Annotated in this window: 32 protein-coding genes; 9 read left to right on the top strand and 23 right to left on the bottom strand. The window is 68.8% G+C overall.

Annotated elements, in window-relative coordinates; all coding sequences use genetic code 11:
* Positions 1-20 precede the first annotated feature (20 nt).
* From AB5I40_RS36595 to AB5I40_RS36570, 6 genes are all read right to left on the bottom strand, one after another.
* Complete coding sequence (locus tag AB5I40_RS36595; RefSeq protein ID WP_370934732.1) at positions 21-1,463, bottom strand: ATP-binding protein; 1,443 nt, start codon at positions 1,461-1,463, stop codon at positions 21-23.
* 75 nt (positions 1,464-1,538) lie between these two features.
* Positions 1,539-1,907 carry a MerR family transcriptional regulator gene (locus AB5I40_RS36590; protein WP_370934731.1) on the bottom strand — a complete coding sequence of 123 codons (369 nt, stop codon included), beginning with the start codon at positions 1,905-1,907 and terminating at the stop codon, positions 1,539-1,541.
* 18 nt (positions 1,908-1,925) lie between these two features.
* Complete coding sequence (locus AB5I40_RS36585; protein WP_370934730.1) at positions 1,926-2,681, bottom strand: SDR family NAD(P)-dependent oxidoreductase; 756 nt, start codon at positions 2,679-2,681, stop codon at positions 1,926-1,928.
* Positions 2,682-2,726: 45 nt separating this feature from the next.
* Positions 2,727-3,317 carry a dihydrofolate reductase family protein gene (locus tag AB5I40_RS36580; protein WP_370934729.1) on the bottom strand — a complete coding sequence of 197 codons (591 nt, stop codon included), beginning with the start codon at positions 3,315-3,317 and terminating at the stop codon, positions 2,727-2,729.
* A complete protein-coding gene (locus AB5I40_RS36575) occupies positions 3,314-4,123 on the bottom strand; it encodes a metalloregulator ArsR/SmtB family transcription factor (protein WP_370934728.1) in 810 nt (269 codons plus the stop codon). Before AB5I40_RS36575 ends, AB5I40_RS36580 begins: the two co-directional genes overlap by 4 nt.
* A gap of 46 nt (positions 4,124-4,169) precedes the next feature.
* Positions 4,170-5,234: an FAD-dependent oxidoreductase gene (locus AB5I40_RS36570; protein ID WP_370934727.1), complete on the bottom strand. Its 1,065-nt coding sequence runs from the start codon at positions 5,232-5,234 to the stop codon at positions 4,170-4,172.
* A 75-nt stretch (positions 5,235-5,309) separates the two neighbouring features.
* Here AB5I40_RS36570 and AB5I40_RS36565 point away from each other — a divergent pair, with 75 nt between their 5' ends.
* Positions 5,310-5,909 carry a TetR/AcrR family transcriptional regulator gene (locus tag AB5I40_RS36565; RefSeq protein WP_370934726.1) on the top strand — a complete coding sequence of 200 codons (600 nt, stop codon included), beginning with the start codon at positions 5,310-5,312 and terminating at the stop codon, positions 5,907-5,909.
* On the opposite strand, the gene AB5I40_RS36560 is transcribed toward AB5I40_RS36565, so the two are convergent.
* Entirely contained in the window at positions 5,896-6,795 is a 900-nt protein-coding gene (locus AB5I40_RS36560) for an MBL fold metallo-hydrolase (RefSeq protein WP_370934725.1), read from the bottom strand. The genes AB5I40_RS36565 and AB5I40_RS36560 overlap by 14 nt on opposite strands.
* Before the next feature lie 116 nt (positions 6,796-6,911).
* On the opposite strand from AB5I40_RS36560, the gene AB5I40_RS36555 reads away from it, so the two are divergent.
* The 4 genes from AB5I40_RS36555 to bcp all read left to right on the top strand — a co-directional run bounded on the left by AB5I40_RS36555 (position 6,912) and on the right by bcp (position 9,227).
* Entirely contained in the window at positions 6,912-7,784 is an 873-nt protein-coding gene (locus AB5I40_RS36555) for a LysR family transcriptional regulator (protein WP_370934724.1), read from the top strand.
* A gap of 31 nt (positions 7,785-7,815) precedes the next feature.
* Positions 7,816-7,998, top strand: a complete 183-nt coding sequence (locus AB5I40_RS36550) for a hypothetical protein (RefSeq protein ID WP_116205006.1) — start codon at positions 7,816-7,818, stop codon at positions 7,996-7,998.
* A gap of 197 nt (positions 7,999-8,195) precedes the next feature.
* Positions 8,196-8,735, top strand: coding sequence for a hypothetical protein (locus tag AB5I40_RS36545; RefSeq protein WP_370934723.1), 540 nt, complete (start codon positions 8,196-8,198; stop codon positions 8,733-8,735).
* A gap of 15 nt (positions 8,736-8,750) precedes the next feature.
* Complete coding sequence (gene bcp / locus AB5I40_RS36540; protein WP_370934722.1) at positions 8,751-9,227, top strand: thioredoxin-dependent thiol peroxidase; 477 nt, start codon at positions 8,751-8,753, stop codon at positions 9,225-9,227.
* Between the two features lie 48 nt (positions 9,228-9,275).
* On the opposite strand, the gene AB5I40_RS36535 is transcribed toward bcp, so the two are convergent.
* The 10 genes from AB5I40_RS36535 to AB5I40_RS36490 all read right to left on the bottom strand — a co-directional run bounded on the left by AB5I40_RS36535 (position 9,276) and on the right by AB5I40_RS36490 (position 18,448).
* The gene (locus tag AB5I40_RS36535) at positions 9,276-9,854 is read right to left on the bottom strand and encodes a dihydrofolate reductase family protein (protein ID WP_370934721.1); all 579 of its coding nucleotides are present in this window, start codon (positions 9,852-9,854) and stop codon (positions 9,276-9,278) included.
* 65 nt (positions 9,855-9,919) lie between these two features.
* Positions 9,920-10,753 (bottom strand): helix-turn-helix domain-containing protein, encoded by an 834-nt coding sequence (locus AB5I40_RS36530; protein WP_370934720.1) that lies wholly within the window; start codon positions 10,751-10,753, stop codon positions 9,920-9,922.
* Positions 10,754-10,786: 33 nt separating this feature from the next.
* A complete protein-coding gene (locus AB5I40_RS36525; protein WP_370934719.1) occupies positions 10,787-12,541 on the bottom strand; it encodes a sensor histidine kinase in 1,755 nt (584 codons plus the stop codon).
* The gene (locus AB5I40_RS36520; protein ID WP_344271637.1) at positions 12,531-13,220 is read right to left on the bottom strand and encodes a response regulator transcription factor; all 690 of its coding nucleotides are present in this window, start codon (positions 13,218-13,220) and stop codon (positions 12,531-12,533) included. The genes AB5I40_RS36525 and AB5I40_RS36520 overlap by 11 nt, the downstream gene beginning before the upstream one ends.
* A 66-nt stretch (positions 13,221-13,286) precedes the next feature.
* Complete coding sequence (gene rdgB / locus AB5I40_RS36515) at positions 13,287-13,895, bottom strand: RdgB/HAM1 family non-canonical purine NTP pyrophosphatase (RefSeq protein WP_344271634.1); 609 nt, start codon at positions 13,893-13,895, stop codon at positions 13,287-13,289.
* The gene (gene rph / locus AB5I40_RS36510; protein ID WP_370934718.1) at positions 13,892-14,668 is read right to left on the bottom strand and encodes a ribonuclease PH; all 777 of its coding nucleotides are present in this window, start codon (positions 14,666-14,668) and stop codon (positions 13,892-13,894) included. Before rph ends, rdgB begins: the two co-directional genes overlap by 4 nt.
* Positions 14,669-14,706: 38 nt before the next feature.
* Entirely contained in the window at positions 14,707-15,474 is a 768-nt protein-coding gene (locus AB5I40_RS36505) for an MBL fold metallo-hydrolase (RefSeq protein WP_370934717.1), read from the bottom strand.
* 36 nt (positions 15,475-15,510) lie between these two features.
* On the bottom strand, positions 15,511-16,311 hold the full coding sequence (murI, locus tag AB5I40_RS36500) for a glutamate racemase (RefSeq protein ID WP_370934716.1): 801 nt from the start codon (positions 16,309-16,311) through the stop codon (positions 15,511-15,513).
* Complete coding sequence (locus AB5I40_RS36495; RefSeq protein WP_370934715.1) at positions 16,308-16,994, bottom strand: rhomboid family intramembrane serine protease; 687 nt, start codon at positions 16,992-16,994, stop codon at positions 16,308-16,310. Before AB5I40_RS36495 ends, murI begins: the two co-directional genes overlap by 4 nt.
* A 131-nt stretch (positions 16,995-17,125) precedes the next feature.
* Positions 17,126-18,448: an MFS transporter gene (locus tag AB5I40_RS36490; protein WP_370934714.1), complete on the bottom strand. Its 1,323-nt coding sequence runs from the start codon at positions 18,446-18,448 to the stop codon at positions 17,126-17,128.
* Positions 18,449-18,470: 22 nt separating this feature from the next.
* On the opposite strand from AB5I40_RS36490, the gene AB5I40_RS36485 reads away from it, so the two are divergent.
* Complete coding sequence (locus AB5I40_RS36485) at positions 18,471-19,115, top strand: TetR/AcrR family transcriptional regulator (protein WP_370934713.1); 645 nt, start codon at positions 18,471-18,473, stop codon at positions 19,113-19,115.
* A gap of 39 nt (positions 19,116-19,154) precedes the next feature.
* On the opposite strand, the gene AB5I40_RS36480 is transcribed toward AB5I40_RS36485, so the two are convergent.
* The 3 genes from AB5I40_RS36480 to AB5I40_RS36470 form a co-directional block, all read right to left on the bottom strand.
* Complete coding sequence (locus AB5I40_RS36480; protein WP_370934712.1) at positions 19,155-20,105, bottom strand: PLP-dependent cysteine synthase family protein; 951 nt, start codon at positions 20,103-20,105, stop codon at positions 19,155-19,157.
* Positions 20,106-20,109: 4 nt separating this feature from the next.
* A complete protein-coding gene (locus AB5I40_RS36475) occupies positions 20,110-20,388 on the bottom strand; it encodes a MoaD/ThiS family protein (protein ID WP_370934711.1) in 279 nt (92 codons plus the stop codon).
* 67 nt (positions 20,389-20,455) lie between these two features.
* A complete protein-coding gene (locus AB5I40_RS36470; RefSeq protein ID WP_067593663.1) occupies positions 20,456-20,863 on the bottom strand; it encodes a Mov34/MPN/PAD-1 family protein in 408 nt (135 codons plus the stop codon).
* Between the two features lie 81 nt (positions 20,864-20,944).
* Between AB5I40_RS36470 and AB5I40_RS36465 the strand changes: the two genes are divergently transcribed.
* Positions 20,945-21,316 (top strand): hypothetical protein, encoded by a 372-nt coding sequence (locus tag AB5I40_RS36465; protein ID WP_370934710.1) that lies wholly within the window; start codon positions 20,945-20,947, stop codon positions 21,314-21,316.
* Positions 21,317-21,318: 2 nt separating this feature from the next.
* Here the strand turns inward: AB5I40_RS36465 and AB5I40_RS36460 are convergent, their stop codons facing one another.
* Genes AB5I40_RS36460 through clpS form a run of 3 tightly spaced genes read right to left on the bottom strand, consistent with a single transcriptional unit; the run spans position 21,319 to position 23,170 of the window.
* Complete coding sequence (locus AB5I40_RS36460) at positions 21,319-22,356, bottom strand: P1 family peptidase (protein WP_370934709.1); 1,038 nt, start codon at positions 22,354-22,356, stop codon at positions 21,319-21,321.
* A complete protein-coding gene (locus AB5I40_RS36455; protein ID WP_067593672.1) occupies positions 22,317-22,874 on the bottom strand; it encodes a DUF2017 domain-containing protein in 558 nt (185 codons plus the stop codon). Before AB5I40_RS36455 ends, AB5I40_RS36460 begins: the two co-directional genes overlap by 40 nt.
* Positions 22,871-23,170 (bottom strand): ATP-dependent Clp protease adapter ClpS, encoded by a 300-nt coding sequence (clpS, locus tag AB5I40_RS36450; RefSeq protein ID WP_067593947.1) that lies wholly within the window; start codon positions 23,168-23,170, stop codon positions 22,871-22,873. Before clpS ends, AB5I40_RS36455 begins: the two co-directional genes overlap by 4 nt.
* Before the next feature lie 74 nt (positions 23,171-23,244).
* Between clpS and AB5I40_RS36445 the strand changes: the two genes are divergently transcribed.
* A complete protein-coding gene (locus AB5I40_RS36445) occupies positions 23,245-24,549 on the top strand; it encodes a nicotinate phosphoribosyltransferase (RefSeq protein ID WP_370934708.1) in 1,305 nt (434 codons plus the stop codon).
* Positions 24,550-24,559: 10 nt separating this feature from the next.
* A complete protein-coding gene (locus AB5I40_RS36440) occupies positions 24,560-25,135 on the top strand; it encodes an isochorismatase family protein (RefSeq protein WP_370934707.1) in 576 nt (191 codons plus the stop codon).
* Positions 25,136-25,138: the final 3 nt, after the last annotated feature.

Below are 25,138 nucleotides of genomic sequence, written 5' to 3'. Positions count from 1 at the left end.
CGCGGGAAAGCGACGGATTCTCAGCGCCGCCATGCCTCGACGATCTCCTCGGGACCGAACGACGCGGCCAGCGGCAGTCCGTCTTCGATGCCGTTGCGGGACACCGCGATCAAGGGCGTCGTGTGATCGCGGCCGGGGATCGACATGGATCCGGCGAGCAAGCTTTCCCACTCGCGTTTGCCGAAGAGTTCGGTCTCCAGCCACTTGATGGAGCCGGTGAACGCGACGCGAGTCGCCGCGGGCCGGTCCCGGTCGGCGCCGACCAGGTCGATTTCCGGGTTGTTCTGCCGGTTCCACCAGCCGCCTACGACGTCCGCGCCGGGCAGCCGGTCGTCGGGCAGGAGCCGCTCAAGGGCCGTCCGGACGACCGGCTCGACAGCACGGCCGCGCCAGGATGGCCAAGACCCTTCGATGCGCGATGCGACCAAGTCGCCGCGGCCGCGTTCGACCTCGGCAAGGCCGCGCTGCAGGAACGCCAGCCAAAACCGCAAGTACGGATCCTCGATCCGATAACGCTTGTTCTTGGTGTCCGGACGAGTGGACAGCGGAGTGTCGACGGCGACGATGCGCTTGGCCGTCAGGGTGTTCAGGATCGGGGCGAGCGTGCCGGAAGGGATCGGGTTGCCGGCGCCGATTCGATTGGCGATCGTTCCGAAGGTGCGTTCGCCCGTACCGATCGCCTCCAGGGCCGAGCGGCTGTGCGACGGTTCGGGAACCTCGCCGAGCAAGGACAGTTCTCCCGCCATCAGCAACGGGGAAAGCGGGTCCGAGAGCTGGTCGCGCACAAACGCGGTACGGCTGGTGCCCGGTTTCCAGCGCTGGACGATCTCCGGGAAACCGCCGGTGATCAGAAACGCGTCGATGGCCTCCGCCGGCTCGAGTGCGGTCATCCGCTGGACGTCGGCCGGGTCGAGGGGGCGCACGAGCATGCGGGCAGCGCGTCCGTGGAAGGGACGGCCGTACTCCTGGAGGGACTCCATCATCGACAGGTCGCTTCCGACCAGCAAGAGCAGCACCGGTTTGGCCGACAGATACCGATCCCAGACGGTCTGGAGCGCGCCTTCGAACTCGCGGTCCTGCTCGACCAGCCACGGCACCTCGTCCAGGACGACGATGCTGGGAGTGTCCTCGGGCACCGCGACGGCCAGTGCGCGCAGGGCCTGGTTCCAATCAGTGCCAAGCGCCCCGGCGACCAGATCCGCGCCGGGCAGGGCGCTCTGGGCGATCGCGGCGGCGAAATCGGCTCGTTCCGCGGCCGGATTGCGGCCGCGGGAGGCCTGGAAGATCAGATACGGCACCCCGGAGCGGTCGCAGAACTCCTGGACGAGCCGGGATTTGCCCACCCGCCGACGGCCGGTGACGATCACGGCCTGCCCGGGGGTGGTCGCGGCGGCGTCCCTGACCAGGCGGAGCTGCCGCTCAAGCAGCGCGAGATCGTTCGTGCGCCCCTGAAACGCGACCATAAGCTCGACCTCATCTAAGTATGATCGGATCTTACTTAGATTGAATCATACTTAGGATGAGACTTAGGAGCGATATCAACCGCACGCGACGCCGCCGCCGCGCGACGCGGTCGCACGCGAAGCCAGCTGCTCCCGCGCCCGAGTCAACGCCTCAATGCGCTCATCCAGCACCGCCAACCGACGGTCCACCAAAGCGATGGCGCTCGACGACAGCCGACGCGACGGCAGGTCGCCCTGCAGGCACGAGCCCAGCGGGCGGATGTCTTCCATGGTGAGTCCCGAGTCGAGCAGGTAGCGGATGTTCGCCACCCGCTCGATCGCGGACTCCTCGTACTGCCGGTACCCGTTGTGGGAGCGGGCGGCGGTCAGCAACCCCTGCTCCTCGTAGAACCGCAGTGCTCTGGTGGTGACTCCGGTGGCCTTCGCCAGCTCTCCGATCCGCACCGACCCGAGCGTACGCCGCTAAGCGATCACTGCGCCGCCGTCGACGGGCAGGACCACGCCGGTCAGGTATTCGGCGGCGGGGCTGGCCAGTTGGACGATCCAGTGGGCGACTTCTTCCGGCTGGGCCAGGCGTCGTAGCGGCACCATTTCCCGCAGGGAGGCGTGTTGTGCTTGGGCCTGCTCGGCGGTGAGGCCTTCGCGGGCGTAGATCTCGGTGGCGACCGGGCCGGGTGCGACTGCGGTGACGCGGATGCCTTGCGGGGCTAGTTGCACTGCCCAGCTTCGGGTCAGCGACTCCAACGCGGCCTTCGTCGCCGCGTAGAACTCCCGGCCTGCCATCGGCCATCCTCGTTGGCCGATCGCGGTGGTCACGTTGACGACGACACCATCGCGCAGGTGCGGCAGCGCGGCTTGCACTAGGTAGACCGGCGCGAGCAGGTTTGTCGCGACTACTCCGTCGAACGCGCCGGGTTTGATCTCGCCCAGCGCGGCCGGGTCGACGATCCCGGCGTTGTTCACCAGCACGTCGAGCCGGCCGAATTCGGCAAGTGCCGCAGAGACAATCTCCTCTGCGGCACCCGGCGAGGTGATGTCGGCGGCGAACGGGCGGATCTGCGAAACGCCTTCCGCGGTTTCGGCGAGGCGCGCGGCAGTCCGGCCGACGACGAGGACGTTCGCGCCCTGCCTGGCGAACTCGCGTGCGGTGACCTGTCCGATGCCCGTTCCGCCGCCGGTGACGATCACGGCTTTGCCTTCAAACTGTCCTTCACTCATGACAATCGACGCTAAACATTGCCGTATGCGTGAAGGTCAAGCCGCTCAGCGCACGCGGTGGTAAACCAGGGCCACTTCGCCGAGATCGCCGGTCTCCTGGTGCGCGACTGTCCACTTAGTACCCGGAAGGCCGTCGTCGAACAGGCGCGGGCCGCCGCCGGCGATTTGCGGGCAGATGGTCAGGTACAGCGTGTCGATGAGGTCCTCGGCCAGCAGCGCCTTGATCACGCTGACGCTGCTGTTGACCAGGATGTCGCCCTCGCCGTCGGCCTTGAGCTGGGCGACGACCTCGGCGGCGGGCGCGTTCACGACGCGCGTGCGCTCCCATGGCGATTCGGTGAGCGTGCTCGACAGGACGACCTTTTCCGTGTCCACCAACCACTTCGCGTAACCGCGATCGCGCGGGTCGGCGTTTTCGTCGGCGGCGACGGTCGGCCAGAAGCCGAGGAAGCCTTCCGCGTTGCGGCGGCCGAGCAGGGCGGTCGTCGCGTTCTCCCAGATACGGGTCATCTGGTTGCGGGCGGTTTCCGTGGTGACGTAAGGGATGATCGCGCTCATGTCGCCAGGGCCTTCCGGGCCGTGGTAGCGGCCGTCGAGGGTCAGGGCGAGGTTGGCGGTGACACGACGCTCGGTCATGACTGGGTTTCCTTTCGGGTGATGACTTCGGTGAGGTGGTCGAGGACCTGTCCCCAGCCGGTTTCGATTCCGGCGATGGCGGACACGGCCTCGATGGTTGTCGCACTGATTTCCAGACCCAGCCGCAGCCGGGTGCCGCCGTTCGCCGCGGCGGCGAGGGCGAGGTCGTAGTGGCCGCTGAACGCGACGGCTCCGGCCGCGTCCAGCACCGACAGGTCGAACCCGAGCCGCTCGGTTTCGCGAGCGGTCCGGACCTGTCCTTCCGAGCGGTAGGTGCCTTCGGCGTCGCGGTAGGCGAGAACGACGCGCCCACCCGGCTCCGGTTCGAGGACACACTCGGTGACAGTCAGGGACGGCGGGACCCACCACGACGCCAGCAACCCGGCATCCGTCCAGTACCGCCAGACCGTTTCCGGCGGCACCGGCAGCACGCGCTCGAAGGAGAACGCGCGACCGTCGGCCCAGCGATCCCGGTCCGCGGCGGCGGTGTCGGCCTCGATCGCCGCGCGGTAACGGTCGAGCACGTCGCGCTCTCCCGCGTGCGCCTCGATCGTCGCGGCCAGCTTCTGGAGCTGGTCCGCGAATTCCCGCAGCGGAGCCGCTTCGGCCGCGTAGACCCGGCGCTGCCCTAGCGGGGCCATGGTGACCAGGCCGGCGCGGGCGAGGGTCTGCAGGTGCTTGGTCGTCTGCGGCTGCCGCAACCCGGTCAGTTCGGCCAGTTCGCCGACCGACCGCGGCCGTTCAGCGAGCAGTTCGACCAGCTGCCACCTGGTGGTGTCTGCGAGTGCTGCGGCGATCCCGTCCATGCACAGAAGTATTCACCAAGTCGAATATTCGTGTCAAGGAATTCTTTTAGCCGGGCAGCAGCCGGGCCGCGAGGTTGCGGACCGCCAAGCCCCGTTTTGTGCGCGGGACCAGCATCGATGCCGCCGTCCGGACCCCGCGCTGCTTGGGCTTCACGCGCGCTCGATGGGTCGTCTCGTAGTGCGCGAACGCCTCGGCGTAGGTCCCGTCGGCGAGCGCCGTGGCCAAGGTGTGCGCCCCGACGATCGCGAGGCTCGAACCGTCGCCGAGCAGCGAGACACACGACGCGGCATCGCCGACCAGCGCGACCCGGCCGTGCGACCAGCGGGGCGGATCGACCACCGCAACCGCGTCGAAGAAGACGTCATCCGCTGCTTCGAAACGGGCCAGCAACTCCGGGACCCGCCAGCCGAGACCCCGGTAGGCGGTGGACACGATTTCCTTGTCCTGTCCGGGATTCGGCGCGCGGAAGATGAACGCGACGCCGGAATTTCCCCGCACCGGATGGATCGCCACGAGCCGGCCCGGGGTGTTCAGCAGAACCACGTCCTCCGGATAGTCGGATGGCTCGCCGAGCGACACCGTCCCGACATACAGCCCGGCGTGCCGGACGAACTTCGCCTCGGCGCCGAACACATGCCGCCGCACCGCCGAATGCACGCCGTCCGCGCCGATCACCAGGTCGAACCGGCGCGGAGCAGCGTGCTCGAAGGTGACGTCAACCCCGCCGTCGTCCTGCTGCAACGCGGTGATGGTGTCGTCGAAGAGAAGCTCAGCGTCGTCGCGCGCCGATTCGTACAGCGCGGTGGCAAGATCCGCGCGCGGGACCTCGATCTCCTTGCGCACGGCCATTCGCACCGTGGTCACCGAACGCCCGCGCGCGTTGAGCACTCGCAGCCGCTTCGCATGCGTAGCGACCTCGCGCAACCGCGGCACAACGCCCATCGCGTCGGCGACCTCCATCGCGCCAGCGCGGACGTCCACCGGGTTGCCGCTGCTGCGCTGGCCAGCCGCCCGCTCTACGACAGTCGGCCGGAAACCGTTGCGCGCCAGCCAGAACGCGAGGGTCGAGCCAGCGATCCCGGCACCGCACACGAGGACGTCACGAGTCATGCCCTCCAAGATATCCGCACTCAGTGCAGTTCTGCAATGAGTGTAGATTTGCATCCAGTGTCGTAAGCTGCCGAAGTGTCTCTTCGTGATCGCAAGCGCGCCCGCACCCGCCAAGCCCTGATCGACGCGGCGACGGACCTCTTCGCGCGCAACGGCTACGACGAGACGACCATCGCCGACATCGCCGCAGCCGCCGACATCGGCACGCGCACGTTCTTCAGCTACTTCGCCAGCAAGGAAGAACTGGTGTTCCCGGACGCCGAAAGCCGCGTGCAGGCGTTGCTCGAAGCCCTCGCGGACCGAGCTCCGGACGACCGGCCGATCGACCTGCTAGTCCGGGTCCTTGCCGACGGCGGCGAGGTCAGCGACGACATCATCGGCAAGCTGACCCCGTTGCGGATGCGGCTGCTCCAGACCGTGCCCGCAGTCCAAGGCCGGGCCCTGCAGATCCAGTTCGACGCCGAGCGCCGGATCGCCGAAATCCTCGCCGAAGCCTTTCCCGAGGAACTCGACGACGTCACGGCCCGCACGTTGACCGGCGCGTTCGCCGGCGCGGTGCGCGGAGCGTCGCAAGCCATGCTCGCCCGCACCGATGAACTGACCGCGGAACAGCGAACCCAGGCGACCCGGCAGGCCATCGTGAAGACGCTCGGACCGTTGCTCAACCGCGACTGACGTGCTCCGCGCACAGGCAGGCCACGGCGGTGTCGATCCACTCGCGGCCTTCCCACTCCGGATGCCGCTTGATCAACTCGTCCCGCACCTCCGCGATCACGGTCGCCTCGGCCATGTCCGAATCGCGGCGACGCCAGGTCTCGTCGCGGAGCAGTTCGAGGTAGGCGCGCAGGTCGTCGAGCAGTTCCGGACCGCTGATGTCGCCGTGGCCGGGGACGACGATTTCCGGCCGCTGCTGCGAAAGCTTGCGCATGACCTCGATCCAGCGGATCCCGGACACGTCAGTGTCGTGCGGCGGGAACCACGGGAAGATCGCGAACTGGCCGGTCTCGGCGAGGTCGCCGGTAAACAGGACGCCCGCGTCCGGGACCGTCACGACCTGGTCGCCCTTGCTGTGCGCGCGGCCGGTGGCGCGCAGCTGCACGACGCGCCCGCCGAGGTCAAGGTCGTGCGAAGAGTCGTAGACGACGTCCGGGGCCGGCAGTTCGACGCCCTCCAGCTGGCGCGCGACCGGCTCTCCTAGGCCGGTGAACATCTGCAGGTAGCCGGGCCCTTTCGCGGCGAGGTCGGTCGCCTGCGCGCGGTTGACCAGGTAGGTCGCGGCCCCGGCGAAGGTCTGCGCGCCGAACGCGTGCTCGGGGTGGAAATGCGTGGTGGTGAGGTAAATCCGGCGGCCGCGCGCGTACTCGGTCGCGAATTTCAGCACGGTTTCCGCGTTGCGCGGCCCCATGCCGGTCTCGACGACCAGCACGGAATGCGTCCCGCCGACCACGCCGACGTTCGGCACGAGCTGCACGCCCCGGTTCGGGACCACGACCAGGTCGCGGGCGAGTTCGCGCACCTGCGAGGTCTGCACGACGGGATCGGGATACGGATAGTCGGCCATCGCCGGATGCTCCTCGGGAACGCGGGATCAGTGACCCTTCCAGTCCAGCGCCGCGCCCGCGCGGTGTCCAAGACCGATCCGCTTTTCCCGATACCGCACGGGTATTGTCGCTGGTTGTGGATCTCCGTTCGCTCCGGTACTTCGTCGCGGTCGCCGAGGAACGCCACTTCGGCCGAGCGGCGGCGCGGCTGCACATGACCCAGCCGCCGCTGAGCCGCGCGATCAAACAGCTCGAAACCGACCTCGGCGCGGCGCTGCTGAACCGTTCGCCGTCCGGAGTCACGCTCACCGCTGCCGGAACCGCGCTCTACGACGAGGCTCGCACCCTGCTCGAGGCAGCGGACCAAGCCCGCGCGAAGGTCGCCGCGGCCGCTGGACCCGGGACGCTCACGCTCGGCACCCTCGCCGACAGTTCCGAACCGGTCGGGATCCGGCTCGCCGGCGAGTTCCGCGAACGGCATCCGGGCGTGCGGATCAGCGTCCGCGAGGCCGATCTCACCGACCCGACCACCGGGCTGCGCGCCGGGCTCGTGGACGTCGCGCTCACCCGAATTCCGTTCGACACCACCGGAATCCGCACGCACGTGCTGCGTTCCGACCCGATGGGCGTCGTCCTGCGCGCGGACGATCCGCTGGCCGGACGCGCCGAGGTGCGCCGGGAGGAACTCGCTGACCGCGCGTGGTTCCGGTTCCCGGACGGCACCGACCCGCAGTGGCAGGCGTTCTGGAGCGGCGGCGCGGGCGGGCCGGTCGTGCGGACGGTGCACGAATGCCTGCAAGCCGTGCTGTGGAACGGAACTGTCGGGCTCGCCCCGCTCGCGCACTCGTTTCCCGAAGGCGTCGCGACGGTTCCGTTGGCGGACTATCCGCCGAGTCGGCTCGTGGTCGCGTGGCGCGAGGATTCGACGCCGCCGCTGGTCCGCTCGTTCGTCGAACTCGCCGTGCGCATCGCCGGGCTCGACCGCCGCGAAACGCTCGCGAACCCGTAGGCTGGGCCCGGAGATCGGGGAGGTGTGGGCCGTGCCGGGACGCAATCCGCTGCGGGTCCTGCGCAAATGCGCGGACTGGTTCGAAAACCGCGGCGTGTACATCCCTGGCGAGGAAAGCCGCGCGGTCGACCCGGTGCGCGACTTCGGCTGGCTCATGGTCGCGTGGGGCGCCGGCGTCGCAGTGTTCATCCTGTTGTTCGCGTTCGCGGTCTGAATCCCGACTTGCGGCCGTTGACATCGGGGTGATGACTGTCACCCGGAGTGCTCTTTCGATCACGGATCGGCCACGGCTGTACACCAGGTCCGCGTCTTCCGCACCGTGACGGCATTAGTGCCGCCAGAGTGGAGCGGGTCCGCTCGGCAACTACGCCGAACGGCACACCGCCCCGCCCCGACTGGAGTACCCCCGCGATGGCGCCCCCGCGCACCCCGAAACTGCTGTTGACCGCCTGCCTGCTGTTTTCCGTGGCAGCCTGCGGCGGGGTCAACGCTCGGGAAGGCTCGGCCGCGATGGGCGTCGGCAACCCGGCGGCGCAGCCCGCAGCCGCGCAAGCCTCCGGTGACCTGCAGTTCGGCGCCAACCACCGGTTCGCCAGCGGGATCACGGTGTCGCTGTCGGCCCCGCAGTCGTTCCAGCCGAGCCCGGCGGCGTATCCGCGCAGTGCCCGGGCTGCGGCGTTCTACATCCAGGTCACGAACAACGGCACTGATCCGTACCGGGTTTCCGCGCTCTCAGTCACCGCGACGGTCGCTGGGAAGCCCGCCAAGCAGGTTGTGGACGCCACGCAGGGTCTCGGCGGCGTTTCCGACGCGGGCAAGGATCTGCTGCCGGGCCGGTCTACGCAGGTCACGCTCGCTTTCGCGGTGCCCGCCGAGAGTGCGCGGATGGCGGTGCAGGTGCGGCCCAGCACGGGCGAGCCCGCCGTCGTCACCTATTGCGGAGACGCCTGAATTACCCTCGTCTCCATGACCGACCAGCGACTTGCCGAGGGCGACGAAGCGCCCGGATTCACCCTGCCGGACAGCACCGGCAAGAACGTCTCGCTCAGCGACTTCCGCGGCCAGTCCGTGGTGGTGTACTTCTACCCGGCCGCGGGGACGCCGGGGTGCACCAAACAGGCTTGCGATTTCCGGGACAATCTCGCGGAGCTGAACGACGCGGGATATCAGGTGCTGGGGATTTCGCCGGACAAGCCGGAGAAGCTGGCCAAGTTCGTGGAAGCGGAGGGGCTGACGTTCCCGCTGTTGTCCGATGTGGACAAGGAAGTGCTGTCCGCGTGGGGCGCGTTCGGGGAGAAGAAGAATTACGGAAGGGTTTACCAGGGGGTGATCCGGTCTACGTTTATCGTGGACGCGGAGGGCAAGATTGCCAAAGCCGCCTATAACGTGCGGGCAACTGGGCACGTGGCCAAGTTGATTCGGGACTTGGGAATTGCTTCCTGAATTGTTTCCCGGAGCGCGGAGAGGCTGGACAAGCCTCTCCGCGCCTGGTCAGCGACGTACCTGATAGCGCAGGTGAAGCACCCGGTCGCCTTGAACCACATCGGGGTTCTCCAGCAGGTGCTGTGCGTTGACTGAGCCGAAGTAGCGTTTGCCGGAGCCGAAGATGACGGGTGCCATATCCATGCGTACCTCGTCAATCAGGCCCGCTGCTAGTGTCTGGCCGCCGACATCTCCTGCGGCGACCTCGACAATGCGGTCGCCTGCGAGCTCTTGTGCTTTCGCTACGGCTGATTTTACGCCGTCGACGAAATGGAACGGCGCCTCGGGGTTCCAGCCTTCGGGGGCTGGGCGGTGCGTCACTACGACTACGTGGTCGATTCCGCTTGGCGGCTTGCCGTCCCAGCCGTCGGTCAGGTCGAAGACGCGGCGGCCGACGATCGTCACCCCGATCTGGTCCCAATACTGGCGGGTGTAGGCATAGGACGGCTGCGACACTTTGAGCGCGCCGCTGTCGTCCAGCGGGACGTCGCCGCTGGTCAACCAGTCGAACAGGGGGCCGGGCTGGTCGTTTTCGTCGGCGATGAAGCCGTCCGCCGACACGGAGCTGTACATGACGACCTTGCCCACGGAGTCTCCTTTGCATTGGGGTGACCCCAAATTAGCGGGTGGCGGGCGGTCGCTCTTGTAAGAAATCAATCGGTCGGCAGCGGCCAGTTGTTCAGCGTGTGGCCGGGGTGTTCGCGCAGGAAGCGCCGCCGGACGTCGACGTACTGGGTCGGGGTGAGGCCGGTGAAGGCGCGGAATTCGTGGCCGAAGTGGGCCTGGTCGAAGTAGCCCGCTCGACCCGCTACGTCGCCCCAGTCGATCGGGCCGGTGGGGTCCAGCGCGAACACGGTTGCGGTGAAGCGGTGGGTGCGGGCCAGCCGCTTCGGGGTGACACCAACGAGTTCCTTGAACCGCTTTGCCAGATGGGTGCTGCTGACTCCGGCTGCCGCGGTCAGGTCGCCGATCGGCATCGACCCGTTGGTCGCGGCGATGATGCGGCTTGTGTGGCGGACCAGGCCTAGGCCGGAGGTCTCCTGCAGCCGACGCAGCAGCTCGTCTTCCAGCAGGGTCAGCATCTGGTGCGGGTTGTTTGCCGTGGCCAGGCGATCTCGCAACTCGGCGACGGCGGGTCGGCCCCAGACTTGGTCTAGCGTCACCGGACGGTCGCACAGTTCGGTCGCGGGCATCCGCAGGAACGGAGCCAGGCCCCACGGTTTGACGTGCACGCCGACGGACCGGGTCCAGGGCGGGTAGCCGAACTCGTACGCGCGGGTGGGCATGGTGATCACGCAGCCGTCGGCGTACTCGGCCGTCGCGAGGACGGTACGGATGCGGAAGGGCGCGCCGAGGTTGACGATGAGCAGCGCCGTCGGTGCTGGCGGGAGCGTCAGGCGGGCATACGGCGGCGCGCCCTCCAGGTAGTAGAGGTCGTCGATGAGCCCGTCCAGCGGCGGTCGCGGCGTTCTGGACACGTACTCCACGCCCACAGCATTGCCGACGCCGGCCAGCAAGCGCTACCCGTGGAAATTTGCCGGGAAGCGCACAGTGAAAGTCGTGCCTTCGCCGGGAGTGCTGGTGGCGGTTACTTCACCGCCGTGGGCTTCGGTCAATTTGCGGACGATTGCCAGGCCTAGGCCGCTGCCGCCGGAGATTCGGCTTCTCGACGGGTCGGCGCGCCAGAAGCGGTCGAAAACGCGCGGCAGATCTTCTGGGGAGATGCCGGTTCCGGTGTCGGTTACTTCGAAAATCGCGTCGCTTTCCCGTTGGGTCGCGGTGACGGTTACTGAGCCGCCGGGCGGAGTGTGGCGGATTGCGTTGGAGACCAGATTGTCGAGGGCTTGGCGCAGGCGTACTGGGTCCGCGGTGATGGCCGGATTTTCCATCGGCGGAACGGAAAGCTGGACGCCCGCGGTTTCGGCGCGCGGGGCGTGGGCGGCGGCGAGGTGGGCCAGCAGGGTGTTCGCGTCGATGGGTTCCGGGTGGACGCGCAGCGCGCCGGCGTCGGCCAGAGCCAGGTCTTGCAGGTCGTCCACGATGTGTTGCAGGTGGACCGCTTCTTCGAGCAGGGAGGCGACCAGGTCGTCGTCCAGCTGGCTGATGCCGTCTTGGGTCGCTTCCAGCCAGCCTCGGATGGTGGCCAGCGGCGTGCGCAGTTCGTGCGCGACGTCGCTGACCATCGCTTTGCGGGCGTTCTCCAGCTCTTCCCTCGCCCGCGCCATGTCGTTGAACGCGGTCGCCAGGCGGGCGATCTCGTCCTTGCCTTTGACGCGGACCCGGGCGCCCGTCTCGCCGGCTTTCAGGCGTTGGGCGGCGCCGGTCAACGCGCGGAGGGGGCGGATCAGGCGGATCGACGCCAGTGCGGTGACGATGACCGTCAGCAGGAGGATCGCGGCGGTGACGGCGATGAGCTTCGTGCGGTTTTCCGACGACAGAGTGAAGCCGGTCGGGGGCTGGTCGGTGCCTTTTTCGGTGATGTAGAGCCAGGCCGCGGGTGCGACGTAGGGGGTCAGCTGCTCTTTGCGGGCGGAGGTTACGCAGTTGGTGATGGTCTGGTCGGTGGTTTGGACGACCGGGCCCTCGAAGGTCCACAACAAGCCCAGTTTGGCTACCGGGATCGTGCTGTCGTTCCGGCCGAGGCAGGCGTCGATCAGGCCGGACAGCTTGGTCAGGGCGGCTCGCTCGGTCTCGGTGGGGCGTTCCAGCAGAGCGGTGCCGCATTGGGCGGTGCCAGCGGGGGCGATGACCCTCGGATGGCCGCTCGGGGAGATTTCCAGGCTGCCCAGGCCGGTTCGGCGTTGGGTGCAGGAAAGGACTTTTTCGGCGACCTCCTGGAGGTCGTCGCGTTCGTCCGCGGGGAGCTTGTAGGGACCGACCGCGTCGGGGTCGATCCGGTCGGGGGTGGATTTGATGCCGAGGCGGGTGTCGACGGCCAAGGGGTCGATGACCGCGGAAGGCTGCGCCGGGAGCTTGCCGGGGTTCTGTTCCGAGCTGGCGATCAGTTTGCCCTGCGGGGTGGTCAGGACGATTTTGCGACCGGTTTTGTCCGCGTAGTCGTTGATGGTTTTGCTCGCGCCGGACCACGTGGGATGGGTCGCCGCGTACGAAAGCAGGGCCTGGTAGATCGTGCCGTCGTCGGCGAAGAGCTGGCCTTGTTCTCGTTCGATGGCACCGGAAGTGGTCCGGGAAGCCAGCCAGGCGGTGGCGGCGATCGCGCACACCGCGATGGCCGCGGTGACCGCGAAGAGGCGGAAGAGGAGGCTACGGGGCATCGGACTTGGCGGTCAGTTTGTAGCCCACGCCGTAGACCGTGAGGAGTTTCGCCGGCTTTCTCGGATTGGGTTCGATTTTCTTTCTGAGGTTCATGATGTGCACGTCAATAGCGCGCTGGGTGATGTAGCGGTCGAAACCGTGCAGGTGTTCCAAGAGTTGCGCCCTGGTGAAAACCTGGTCCGGCCGCGCGGCCATGACCTCCAGGATCCGGAATTCTCCCGGAGTGGTTTCGATCGGGTTTCCGCTTACCGCGACCTCGTGTTTGTCTTTGTCGACGGTCAGCGTGCCGACTTTGATGGGACCGTCTTTCGCCGCGTTCGTTCGCCGGAGCAGGGTCCGGACCCTAGCCATGAGTTCACGCGGGCTGTAGGGCTTGGTGACGTAGTCGTCCGCGCCCAGGTCCAGGCCTTGGAGCAGATCGTCCTCGGTCGAGCGGGCCGTGAGCATGAGGATCGGCAGGTCGGAGGACGCCCGGATGGTCCGGCAGACGGTCAGGCCGTTCATGCCGGGGAGCATGACGTCCAGGATGAGCAGATCGGGTTCTGCCGTGCGGATTTCCGCCAGTGCGGCTTCGCCGGTGGGCGCGACGGTGACGGTGTGCTGCTCGTGTTCCAGATAGCGGCGGACCAGTTCCGCTTGTTTGGGATCGTCTTCGGCAAGGACGATATTGGCGCACATGCTTGCCGAGACTAGCCGCAGGCCCACCCCGGAGCCACCAGCGCGGCTCCGGGGCGAACCCGTCAGTTATGCGTCGGCCAGTTTCCGCAGGGCTGGCAGAAGTGCGCGCAGGGCTTTGCCCCGATGGGAAGCGGCGTCTTTTTCCGCCGGGGAAAGTTCCGCGCTGGTTTTCGTTTCGTTTTCCGGCACGAAGATCGGGTCGTAGCCGAAACCGTTGGTTCCGTGCTTTTCCCGCGTCAGCGTGCCTCGCCATTCGGCGCGGACCGTCGTGGCCTCGCCGGACGGAAGCGCCAGTACCGCCGCGCAGACGAAGGCCGCGCCCCGGCGCTCGTCCGGGGTGTCCGTCAGCTGCGCCAGCACCAGGTTCAGGTTCGCTTCGTCATCGCCGTGCTTGCCGGACCAGCGCGCGGACAGGACCCCGGGCATGCCGTTGAGGGCGTCGACGGTCAGGCCCGAGTCGTCCGCGATGGCGGGCAACCCGGTGGCGGCTACTGCGTCCCGCGCTTTGGCCGCCGCGTTGCCTTCGAAGTCGGGAGCGGTTTCCGGGGCTTCCGGGAACTCCTCGACGTCGTTCAGGCCGAGCACCTCGACGCCCTGGATGCCTTCCGCTTCCAGGATCCGGCGCAGTTCGCCCAGCTTCTTCGCGTTCCGGGTGGCCAGCAGCAGCTTGGTCACTTCTGGCCCTTCTTCTTGTCCGGCCGCGGTTCCGGCAGCTCGCCCGGGTACGGCAGGGCCAGCGCCTCGTTCTGCAGCCGCGTCAGTTCCTCGCAGCCGGCCAGCGCCAGGTCCAGCATGGTGTCCAAAGTGGACCTCGCGAAGGTGGCGCCCTCGCCGGTCCCCTGCACCTCGATGAGGGTTCCGGCGTCGGTGGCGACCACGTTCATGTCGACCTCGGCGCGCGAGTCTTCCTCGTACGGCAGGTCAAGGCGCACCCGGCCGTCCACGACGCCGACGCTCACCGCGGCCACCGAGGACGACAGCGGCTGCGGGTCGTTGAGCCGGTTCGCCGCGCCCAGCCAGGTGATCGCGTCCGCCAGGGCCACGTAGCCGCCGGTGACCGCGGCGGTGCGGGTGCCGCCGTCGGCCTGGATCACGTCGCAGTCGATGACGATGGTGTTCTCGCCGAGCGCGGCCAGGTCGATGCAGGCGCGCAGGGAGCGGCCGATCAACCGGGAGATCTCGTGCGTCCGGCCGCCGATCCGGCCCTTCACGGCTTCGCGGTCGCTGCGGGTGTTGGTCGCGGACGGAAGCATCGCGTACTCGGCGGTGACCCAGCCGAGACCGGACCCGGCACGCCAGCGCGGCACGCCCTCGGTCACGCTCGCCGCGCACAGCACCCTGGTGTTGCCGAACTCGACGAGCACCGACCCGGCAGGCCACTTCTGGAACCCGCGGGTGAGCTTCACTTCGCGGAGCTGGTTGTCGTTCCTGCCATCTTTTCTCACCACGGGGAGCACTCTAGGACGTACCTCTGACACTTTCGCGATCAGAGGTCGTAGACCGCGCCTTGCGTCACTAGCTCGGCGTCCGGGAACACGGCTTTGGCCTCGGCCAGGACGGCATTCCGGTCGGTCCACGGGGCGACGTGGGTCAGCAGCAGACGGCCGACCCCGGCTTCCTTGGCCAGTTCACCGGCTTCTTTTCCGGACAGGTGCACGCCTTCCGGACGGTCGGCGGCATCGGTCCAGGACGCTTCGGAGAGCAGGACATCGACACCGTCGGCAAGCTCGCCGAGGCCGCGGCACAGCCCGGTGTCGCCGGTGTACGCGAGGATGGTGCCGCCGTACGCGATGCGCAGGCCGAAAGCGGGCGTCGGGTGGTACACGGCGACAGCGGTCACGTCGAAGGGACCGATCTCGATCCGCTCTTCGCGCAGCTCGTGGAACTCGTACACGTCCGACAGATCCGCAGCTGCGCGCTCAGCCGCATCGGCTGCGTACGCGTTCGCGAGGCGCGAAGGTGCTTCTGCTGGCGCGTACAGCGGCAACCGCCTCGGCCGCGCCGGGTACGGCGGCGCGGGGTGGTAGCGGCGAAGCACTGTCAGGGAGTTGACGTCGGCGCAGTGGTCGGCGTGCAGGTGCGAAAGGACGAGCGAGTCCAGGTCGAACGGGTCCAGCACGGTCTGCAGTTGGGCGAACGCGCCGGTGCCCAGCTCGAGACCGAGCCGGTAGCCCTCCGCTTCCAGGAGGTACCCGGACGCGGCGGCGTCCGGCCCGGGGATGCTGCCCGAACACCCGAGGATCGTCAGTCGCACCCCGTCACCCTAACTCCGCTCAGCAGCGGCGCAGCGTCACGCGCTGACCGGGTCCAGCGCACCCGGCGCGAAGCCCATGAACCGCTGCGCCAAGCGGGCGAACGGCTCCGGCGAACCGGTGGCGAGGAACTCGTGCTTCGGCGGCTCGTCGCGCTCGGCGAGCAGGTCGAGTTCGGTCAGCACGCGGTAGAGGTCTTTGGCGGTTTCGTCGGCGCTGGAGACGAGCGTGACGTCCTGACCCATCACGATCTGCAGCACGCCGGACAGCAGCGGATAGTGCGTGCAGCCGAGGATGAGCGTGTCGACCTCGGCTTCGAGCAACGGCTGCAGATAACCCTGTGCCAGCCCGAGAATCTGTCGGCCGGTCGTGATGCCGCGCTCCACGAAGTCCACGAAACGCGGGCAGGCGACGCTGGTGAGGCGTACGTCCGGCGCGGCGGCGAAGGCGTCGTCGTACGCCCTCGAACGCACAGTGCCTTCGGTGCCGATCAGGCCGACGCGTCCGCTGTGTGTGGCGACGGCGGCCCGCCGCGCGGCGGGAAGGACCACTTCGATGACTGGTACGTCGTAGCGTTCGCGCGCGTCGCGAAGGCAGGCCGCGGACGCCGTGTTGCACGCGATCACCAACGCCTTCACTCCGCTCTCGACCATGCCGTCGAGAGCTTCCAACGCGTACTCGCGAGCGGTGGCGATGGGCAGCGGGCCGTACGGGTTGCGCGCGGTGTCGCCGACGTAGCGGAGCCGTTCGGCAGGCAGCAGTTCGAGAATCGAGCGTGCGACGGTGAGCCCGCCGACGCCGGAGTCGAAAACACCGATGGGCGCGCCGGGAGAACTCACGCCCCGAGGTTACCCGGCGTCGTCGGCTCGATCTTCGGGGATTTGACGCGTTCGCCGCGTGAAGTCAGCCACGCGGCGAGGATGCCGGCCAGCGCGCCGAAGAGGTGGCCCTGCCAGGAGATGCCGGGGTTGCCGGGCAGCAGGCCCCAGAGCATCCCGCTCCAGACGCCGAGCAGCACGACCGCGACCGCGATCTGCGCGAGCGACCGGTGGAACAGGCCGCGCACCAGCAGGTAGGCGAGCCAGCCGAAGGCGAGCCCGGACGCGCCGACGGTGTAGGCGTCCGACGGCCCGACGAGCCACACCCCGATCCCGGAGACCGCCCAGATGATCGCCGTGACCACGGCGAACCGGCCGATGCCCGCCGCCATCGCGAGGAAGGAGAACACGAGCACCGGCACCGTGTTGGAGAACAGGTGCGACCAGTTGGCGTGCAGCAGCGGCGCCCAGAGAATGCCGTCGAGGCTGGACGCGTGGCGTGCCAGGATCCCGCCGTCGGTGAACTTGCCCGGCAGGATCACGTCGAGCAGTTCCACGAGGTACAGCACCCCGACGAACCCCAGCGCGACGAACGCCGCGGCCTTGGGATTGGGCGGCAGGATGCGCTTCGCGGCGTCGACCGGCTTGCCGCCGCCTGGTACGGGCGGCGGCGACGTCGGCGGGAGGGGAGGCAGTGTGCTCACGTCCTCAGGCTACGTCGGCGGGAGGCGGACGGCCTCGGGAGAAATCCCTGAACTTGGCCCCTGGGTGACCTGCCGTGAAGGACTCCTTGAGGGAATCAGATTCCTTCAAGGAGCCCTTCACGGACCGCTAGTCACACCATTGCGGGCTTCCGGAGCAAGTTTCCATAGGCAGCGGCGAACAAGGCGGAAAGCAATGCGGCCACCGCCGCCACCGCGAAGCTCCATCCCGGACCGCCTGCCGACAGCACCACCGCGCCCACCGCTCCGGCGAGGCTGCTGCCCACCACCCGGACCAGCGCGTTGATCCCGCCGGCGGCGGCCGTCTTCGCGGGCTCGACGTGCTCGACCGCCATCGTCCCCAGCGCGGCGTAACCGAGCCCGATCCCCAGCCCCAGCACCGCCGCGACGGCATAAAGCCCGAGCCCGTCCCCCGGCAACGTCGTCAGCCACAACGCGGCCACCAGCACCACCGCCGAACCGCCAGCGACCAGCGCGGGCGCGCTGAACCGGCGCATCAACGAGCCGGCCAGCACGGAAACCACCAGCATCAAGATCGTCGTCGGCAGGAGATAAAGCCCAACCTGCAACACCGACGCACCGAGCACGCCTTGCGTGTACGCCGAAAGCGTCATGATCGTGGCGAACAACGCGAACCCGAGCAGGAACGACGCCACCGTCGCACCGACTGTTTTTCGGTGCAGCAGCATGGGAATCTCAATCAACGGCGTCTTCGTGCGCCGCGCCGTCATCACCCACACCGCCGCCAGCACGACGGCCGCAACCAGCAGCCCGACGGTCGCCCAGCCCCATTCGGAACCCTTGCTGATCGCCAGCAGCAGGCAGATCAGCCACCCCGACACCAGCACCGCGCCCAGCAGGTCCGGCGAACCGCTCCGCACCGCGGCCGTCCGGTCCTCCTTGACCGCGGCGACCAGCGCGAACGCCACCACGCCGAGCGCCGCCAGCACCCAGAACACCAGCTGGTGATCGCCCCCGGCGAGCCCGGCGAGGATCATCCCGCCGCCGCTCCCGGCACCGATGGTCGCGCTCAGAATGCCGATCGCGGTCGGCAGCGACCGCGCGGGCAAAACGGTCCTGACCTGGCCGATCGCCAGCGGCAGCAACGGCGCGGCCGCGCCCTGCAGGATCCGGCCGACGACCAGCAGCGGCAACGAGTCCGCCACTGCCGCCAGCACCGATCCCCCGACCAGCAACGCGAGCACGACCAGCGACATCGTGCGCCTGCCGTACAGGTCGCCGAGCTGCGCGACCAGCGGAATCGCGACCGCGCCCGCCAGCAGCCCGGCGGTCAGCGCCCACGACACCGAACTCAGCGGCACCCCCAGCTTGACCTGCAGCTGCGGCAGCAACGGCACCACGACGGTCATCTGCAAAGTCCCGACCGCCACCGCGAACGCCAGCGCGGCGACCGTCCCCCAGTAGTTTTTATACATGTATAAAAAGTAGCATGGCGACATGCCAGCGCGCACCGGCCGACCGCCGAAGATCTCCAAGGCCGACATCGTGGCCGCCGCTCACCGGGTCATCGAGGAGGACGGCGTCGACGCGTTGACCATGCGGCGGCTGGCCCGCGAGGTCGGCAGCACGGCGATGGCGCTCTACCACCACGTGCGCGACAAAGAGGGCCTGCTTCTCCTGCTGCTGGACGATTACGCGCACGGCAAGATGCCTCGGCCGGAGAACCTCCCGGAGGAACCGGCGGAGCGGATCGTGGCGGTCGCGAAGGCGATGCGGGACGGGCTGGCGAGTTGCCCGTGGATCGTGGACGTCCTGCGCTCCGACGACCTGCTGTCCGTCGGAGGGCTGTGGTATCCGGAGAAAATCGTTGCGGCGGCGGTAAAAGCGGGGCTGCCGATCGACGCGGCAGTGGAGGTCTACCGAGCGGTGTGGCACTACACGCTGGGCGAGATCAGCTCCCGCGCGGCGGCGGCGCGGCGACGGGACCAGGGCGGCGACACCTACCGCGAGCGAGTCTTCGCGGAACTGGACGCGACGGAATTCCCCACGCTCGCCGAGATCGGGCCGCGCTGGGAAACCCTTACCGCACAAGACAGTTACGAACGAGGCGTCCGCGCACTCGTCGTGGGATTACTGCCGTGAGGGGAACCCCGAGGGAATCAGGGTTCCCCTCACGTACGGTCAGGCCCAGAGCTGACCGTCAAGCCGTTCTGCCGCTTCGTCCAGCGACCCGGAATACGCGCCGGTCGACAGGTACTTCCAGCCGGCGTCCGCGACCACGAAAGCCACGTCCGCCTTCTCGCCGCGAGCGGCGGCCTTCTCCGCGACTCCGAGCGCCGCGTGCAACACCGCGCCAGTGGAGATCCCGGCGAAAATGCCCTCGTGCTCCAGCAACTCCCGCGTTCGCCGGAGAGCGTCGTACGCCCCCACCGAATAGCGTCCGTTGAGCACACTCTCGTCGTAGAGCTCCGGCACGAACCCCTCGTCGAGGTTGCGCAGGCCGTACACCAGCTCGCCGTACCGGGGTTCGGCCGCGATGACCTGGACGTCCGGCTTGGTCTCGTGCAGGTACCGCCCGACGCCCACCAGCGTCCCGGTCGTGCCGAGCCCGCCGACGAAATGGGTCAGCGTCGGCAGGTCCTTCAGCAGCTCCGGCCCGGTCCCGCGATAGTGCGCGTCCGCGTTGGCCGGGTTGCCGTACTGGTACAGCATCACCCAGTCCGGGTTCTGCTTCGCCAGCTCCTTGGCCCGCCGCACCGCCTCGTTCGAACCGCCCGCGGCCGGCGAGAACACGATCCGCGCGCCGTACGCCTGCAGCAACTGCTTGCGTTCGGTGGAGGTGTTCTCCGGCATCACGCACACCAGGCCGTAGCCCTTGAGCTTCGCGGCCATGGCCAGCGAAATCCCGGTGTTGCCCGAGGTCGGTTCGAGGATCGTGGACCCGCGCCGCAGGATGCCGTCCCGCTCCGCCGCCTCGATCATGGCCAGCGCGGGCCGGTCCTTGATCGAGCCGGTCGGGTTGCGGTCCTCGAGCTTCGCCCACAGCCGCACCTCGTCGGTCGGCGAAAGCCGGGGCAGGCCGACCAGCGGGGTGCCGCCGAGTGCGTCGAGGAGGGACTCGTAGCGAGTCATCGACTCAGCGCGCGCCGCCCGCGACGGCGGGCAGGATGGTGAGGGTGTCGCCGTCCTTGACCTCGGCGTCGAGCCCGCCGGAGAAGCGCACGTCCTCGTCGTTGACGTAGACGTTGATGAAGCGGTGCAGCTTCTCCTCCTTGACCAGGCGCGCCTTCAGCCCGGCGTGCCGCGACTCGACGTCGTCGATGATCTCGAGGACGGTCTTGCCCGCCGCCTCGACGGACTTCTCGCCGCCGGTGTGGGTGCGCAGGATGGTCGGGATGGACACGGTCACGGCCATGGTTCTTACCTCCGGGTGGGTTCCTACACGCTGACGCATCGGACGCCGCGCTTTATTCCGCTGGAGTTCAGTCGAGGATCTCGACCGGCTCCTCGGTAATCTCGGCGTCCACGATCCGGTACGAGCGGAACTCGTGCGAATCGGGCTCTCTTGTCGAGACGAGCACGTAGTGCGCGTCGGGTTCGGCGGCGATGTTCGCGTCGGTGCGCGACGGATAGGCCTCGGTCGCCGTGTGCGAGTGGTAGATGACCACCGGGACCTCGTCGTTCGCGTCCATCTCGCGGTAAAGCTTGAGCAGGTCGCCCGAGTCGAACTCGTAGAACGTCGGCGAGCGCGCGGCGTTCAGCATCGGGATGAACCGCTCGGGGCGGTCCGAGCCCACAGGACCGGCCACCACCCCGCACGCTTCGTCGGGGTGGTCACGGCGGGCGTGGGCGACGATCTCGTCGACGAGTTCACGGCGGATCCGGAGCACACGCACATCTTAGTTCGTGGACCGAACGAGTCCACACTGTGAGAGCTACCGCTCATCCGCAGGTCAGGGCACAATAACGGGATGCCGGTGTCCTCGAAGGTCCGCGAACGCTGCCGTCCGCTGCTGGCCGAGGGCGACGTCGTCCAGTACGTGTTCCCCGCCACATCGCTGATGATTTCGATGATGGCCGCGCACCGGAGCTTCGTCGTCGTGGTCACCGATCGGCACGTGACGGTGCTGGCCTGCAGCACTTTCCGCCGGTCGAAGCCGGTTTCGGTGTGGGCGCAGCTGCCGCGCTCGACCGAACTGGGCCCGGTGGAGCTGCATCCGTCGCTCGGGCCGACCGTGTCGTTCGGCGACCTCGTGCTGGAGATCGACGAGGAGTACGTGGCCACCGTGCGCGCCGCCGACCTCGAACGGAGCGAGGACGCCCTCCCGCAAGACCCGTTCTGACCTCAGCCCAGCGCCTCCGGCCACACGTCCCGATACGCCGGGATGCCAGCCGCGGAGGTCGCCGACAGCAGCCCGTGCACCATCGCCCGCGCGAACACCCGCGCCGACGCCGCGCACAACGCGTCCAACGCACCCGCCCGCGCGGCCACCGCGAACGACCCAGGCTCCCCCGGCAGCTCCCGCGCGCCCGTCGCCAGCGCGAACACGGTGTCGCCGTCGAACATCGAATGCGCCGGACGCACCGCGCGCGCCAACCCGTCCTGCGCGGCGACCGTCAACCGGCGTGCCTCGGCCTTCGTCAACTCCGCATCGCAAGCCACCACACCGATCGTGGTGTTCAGGTCGGTCCGCTGCCCTGGCACCTCGCCCGGCCGATCCGGCCAGCGGACGCCGAACTCGCCGTCCACTTCATGGTCTCCGGCAAACGCCCGCCCAGTCGCGAAATCCACGGCCTGGCCCGCCGCGTTCACCGCGACGATCGCGCCGACGGTCACCTCGCCGACGACCTCGCTCGCCGTCCCGATTCCGCCCTTGAGCGAACCGACCACCGCGCCGGAGCCCGCGCCGACGGTGCCCATCGCGACGGCGTCCCCGGCCGCTTCGCAAGCGGCGTAACCGAAATCGGCGTCCGGCCGATTGCCCCACTTGCTGCGCGGCAGATCGAACAGCACGGCCGCGGGCACGATCGGGACCACCTCATACGGCTGCGCCCCAACGGGAAACCCGAAATTCCGCTCGGACAGCCACCGCATCACGCCGTCCGCCGCCGCGAGCCCATACGCGCTGCCGCCGGAGAGACAGACCGCATTCACCTGCTGTACCAGGTTTTCCGGCTCCAGCAGATTGGTTTCGCGCGTTCCGGGCGCGCCGCCGCGCTGATCGACCGCGCCGGTCGCGCCGTCGGGAACGAGCACGACTGTGGTTCCGGTGGCCCAGCCGTCGCCGAGCCTCTCGTGATGGCCTACGAGCACGCCAGGAACGTCGGTGATTTTCCCGCCGGTCAGCCGGTCAGCGCCTGGATCAGCGTCTCCTGCACCCATGTCAGCCAATGGTAGACGCCGAGATGGGGTGCGCGGGGGTCGTCGTCGGGCAGTTCGTCGGGCATGTCCTCGGTGACGTCGAGCGCCGTGCCCAGCGCCAGCCGGACGTCGTTCAGCGCGCCGAGCCAGGCGTCGGCCTGCTCGAAAGTCAGCTTCACCGAACCGCCGTCACGCGGGAGCGTGTCGAGCACGATCTTGGCGACGCCGACCTTCTTCTCCAGCAACTCCGGCTCGTGCAGCGACCGCATCGCCGCCGCCGAATCGAGGTCCTCGCGGCTCGGGTTGTCCGGGTCGAGCCGGTGGAAGTCCGGCAGCAGCCGCGACAGCACCGGGTCGTCCGGCGATTCGGCGGGGCCGGTGCGGATCCCGGTCAGCTCGGCCAGTTCGTCCTGCGGGGCCTCCTCGGCCCGGGCGGTGAGCATGTCCTCGAGCTGCCCGACCAGCCCGCGCAGCACCGCGGCTTCCTGCTGTTCGAACCCGGCGAGGATGGCGTCCCCCTTGCGCCGCCAGGCCTTCACGAGGGCTGTTCCATGGTAGCCCACAGGCCCGCCGCGTGCAGCTTCGCCACGTCGGTCTCCACCTTCTCCTTCGAACCGGACGACACGATCGCCCTGCCCTTGTTGTGCACGTCGAGCATCAGCTTCGTGGCGTGGTCCCGGCTGTAGCCGAACAGCTTCTGCAGGACGTACGTCACGTACGACATCAGGTTCACCGGGTCGTTCCAGACGATCGTCCGCCAGGGCTGGTCGGATTCGGCCAGCTCGGCCCCGAGTGGATCGACCTGCGTCTGTTCGGATGCGACAGGCGTGGACATGCACACCATGGTGTCACGGGGCCATCCCGGTACGCCGCGCCAGGTCCGTCCATGTGAGTGAATAGGCTGCTCCCATGGGTTCCCCCGAGCCGGTCACCAGCGCCAGCACGGCGCTGCTCACCGACCACTACGAGCTGACCATGCTGGCGAGCGCGCTCGCGGACGGGACGGCCGACCGGCCGTGCGTGTTCGAAGTCTTCGCGCGGCGGCTTCCCGACGGGCGCCGCTACGGCGTCGTCGCGGGCACCGCGCGCGTGCTCGACGCGATCGCCGACTTCCGCTTTACCGACGCCGAGCTGACCATGCTGGAGCAGACCGCGGTCGTCGACCCGGAAACGCTGGCCTGGCTGGCCGACTACGAGTTCCGCGGCGACATCGACGGCTACCGCGAAGGCGACCTGTACTTCCCCGGATCGCCGATCCTCACCGTGACCGGCAGTTTCGCCGAGGCCGTGGTGCTGGAGACGCTGGTGCTGTCGATCCTCAACCATGACAGCGCGATCGCGTCCGCGGCGGCGCGGATGTCCGGCGCGGCGCACGGCAGGCCGATCATCGAGATGGGCGGACGGCGCACGCACGAGTACGCCGCGGTCGCCGCCGCGCGCGCCTCCTACCTGGCCGGATTCGCCACGACGTCGAATCTCGAAGCGGGCCGCCGCTACGGGATTCCGACGCGCGGCACCGTCGCACACGCGTTCATGCTGCTGCACGACAGCGAGGAAGCGGCGTTCCGCGCGCAGGTCAGCAAGATGGGCGCGGACACCACACTTCTGGTGGACACCTACGACATCACCGCGGGCATCGAGGCGGCCGTGCGCGTCGCCGGCCCGGAGCTGGGCGCGATCCGGATCGACTCCGGCGACGTCGGCCCGCTCGCCCGCAAGGCCCGCGACCAGCTCGATTCGCTCGGCGCGCGGGACACCCGGATCGTGGTGTCCGGCGACCTCGACGAGCACGCGATCGCGGCACTGCGCGCGGAACCGGTGGACGCTTACGGCGTGGGCACCTCGGTGGTCACCGGATCCGGCGCGCCGACCGCCGGGATGGTGTACAAGCTGGTCGAGGTCGACGGCCGCCCGGTCGCGAAACGCAGTGCGCACAAGGAATCCCGGGGCGGGCGCAAGCACGCGCTGCGCCGGCACCGCAGCACCGGGACCGCGGTCGAGGAAGTGGTCTGGACCGCCGCCAGCGGCCGTCCGGAGCCCGGCGAGAACGATCTCGACCTGCAGATCCCCCTGGTGCGCGAGGGCGCGCCGGTGGATGATCTGCCCACACTGGACGACGCGCGTGCCCGCCTGCGGCGCGCGCAGGTGAGCCTGCCGTGGGAGGGCCTGAAGCTCTCGCACGGCGAGCCCGCGATACCGACGACTTTTCTGTAGGGAGCCGACCATGGGAACCGCGCTGATCGTGGTGGATGTGCAGAACGACTTCTGCGAGGGAGGCTCGCTCGGCCTGCCGGGCGGGGCGGCTGCCGCGGCGGCCATCTCGCGGCGGATGGCCGACGGCGGCTACACCCACATCGTCGCCACCCGCGACCACCACATCGATCCGGGCGACCACTTCAGCGACACGCCCGACTTCAACACCAGCTGGCCGGTGCACTGCGTCGCGGGCACGGCGGGCGCGTCGTTCCACTCGGCGCTGGACGTGGTGCCGGTCGAGGCGGTCTTCTCGAAGGGCGAGTACACCGCCGCGTACTCCGGTTTCGAGGGCAAGTCCGGCGACGGCAAGACGCTCGAGGAATGGCTTCGCGCGCACGAGGTGACCGACGTCGAGGTCGTCGGCATCGCGACGGACTTCTGCGTGCGAGCCACCGCGCTCGACGCTGCTCAGGCTGGGTTCAACGTGCAGGTGCTCCTGGACCTGACCGTGGGCGGTTCGCAGCCGACGGTGGACGCGACGCTGAAGGACTTCGACGAGGCGGGCGTGCGCTACACCGGCACGCCCGCGTTGCCGCCCGCCTGACCG

The organism is Amycolatopsis sp. cg13 (assembly GCF_041346965.1).
Taxonomy (GTDB): Bacteria; Actinomycetota; Actinomycetes; order Mycobacteriales; family Pseudonocardiaceae; genus Amycolatopsis.
This window is presented reverse-complemented; position numbering and strand designations above follow the sequence as displayed.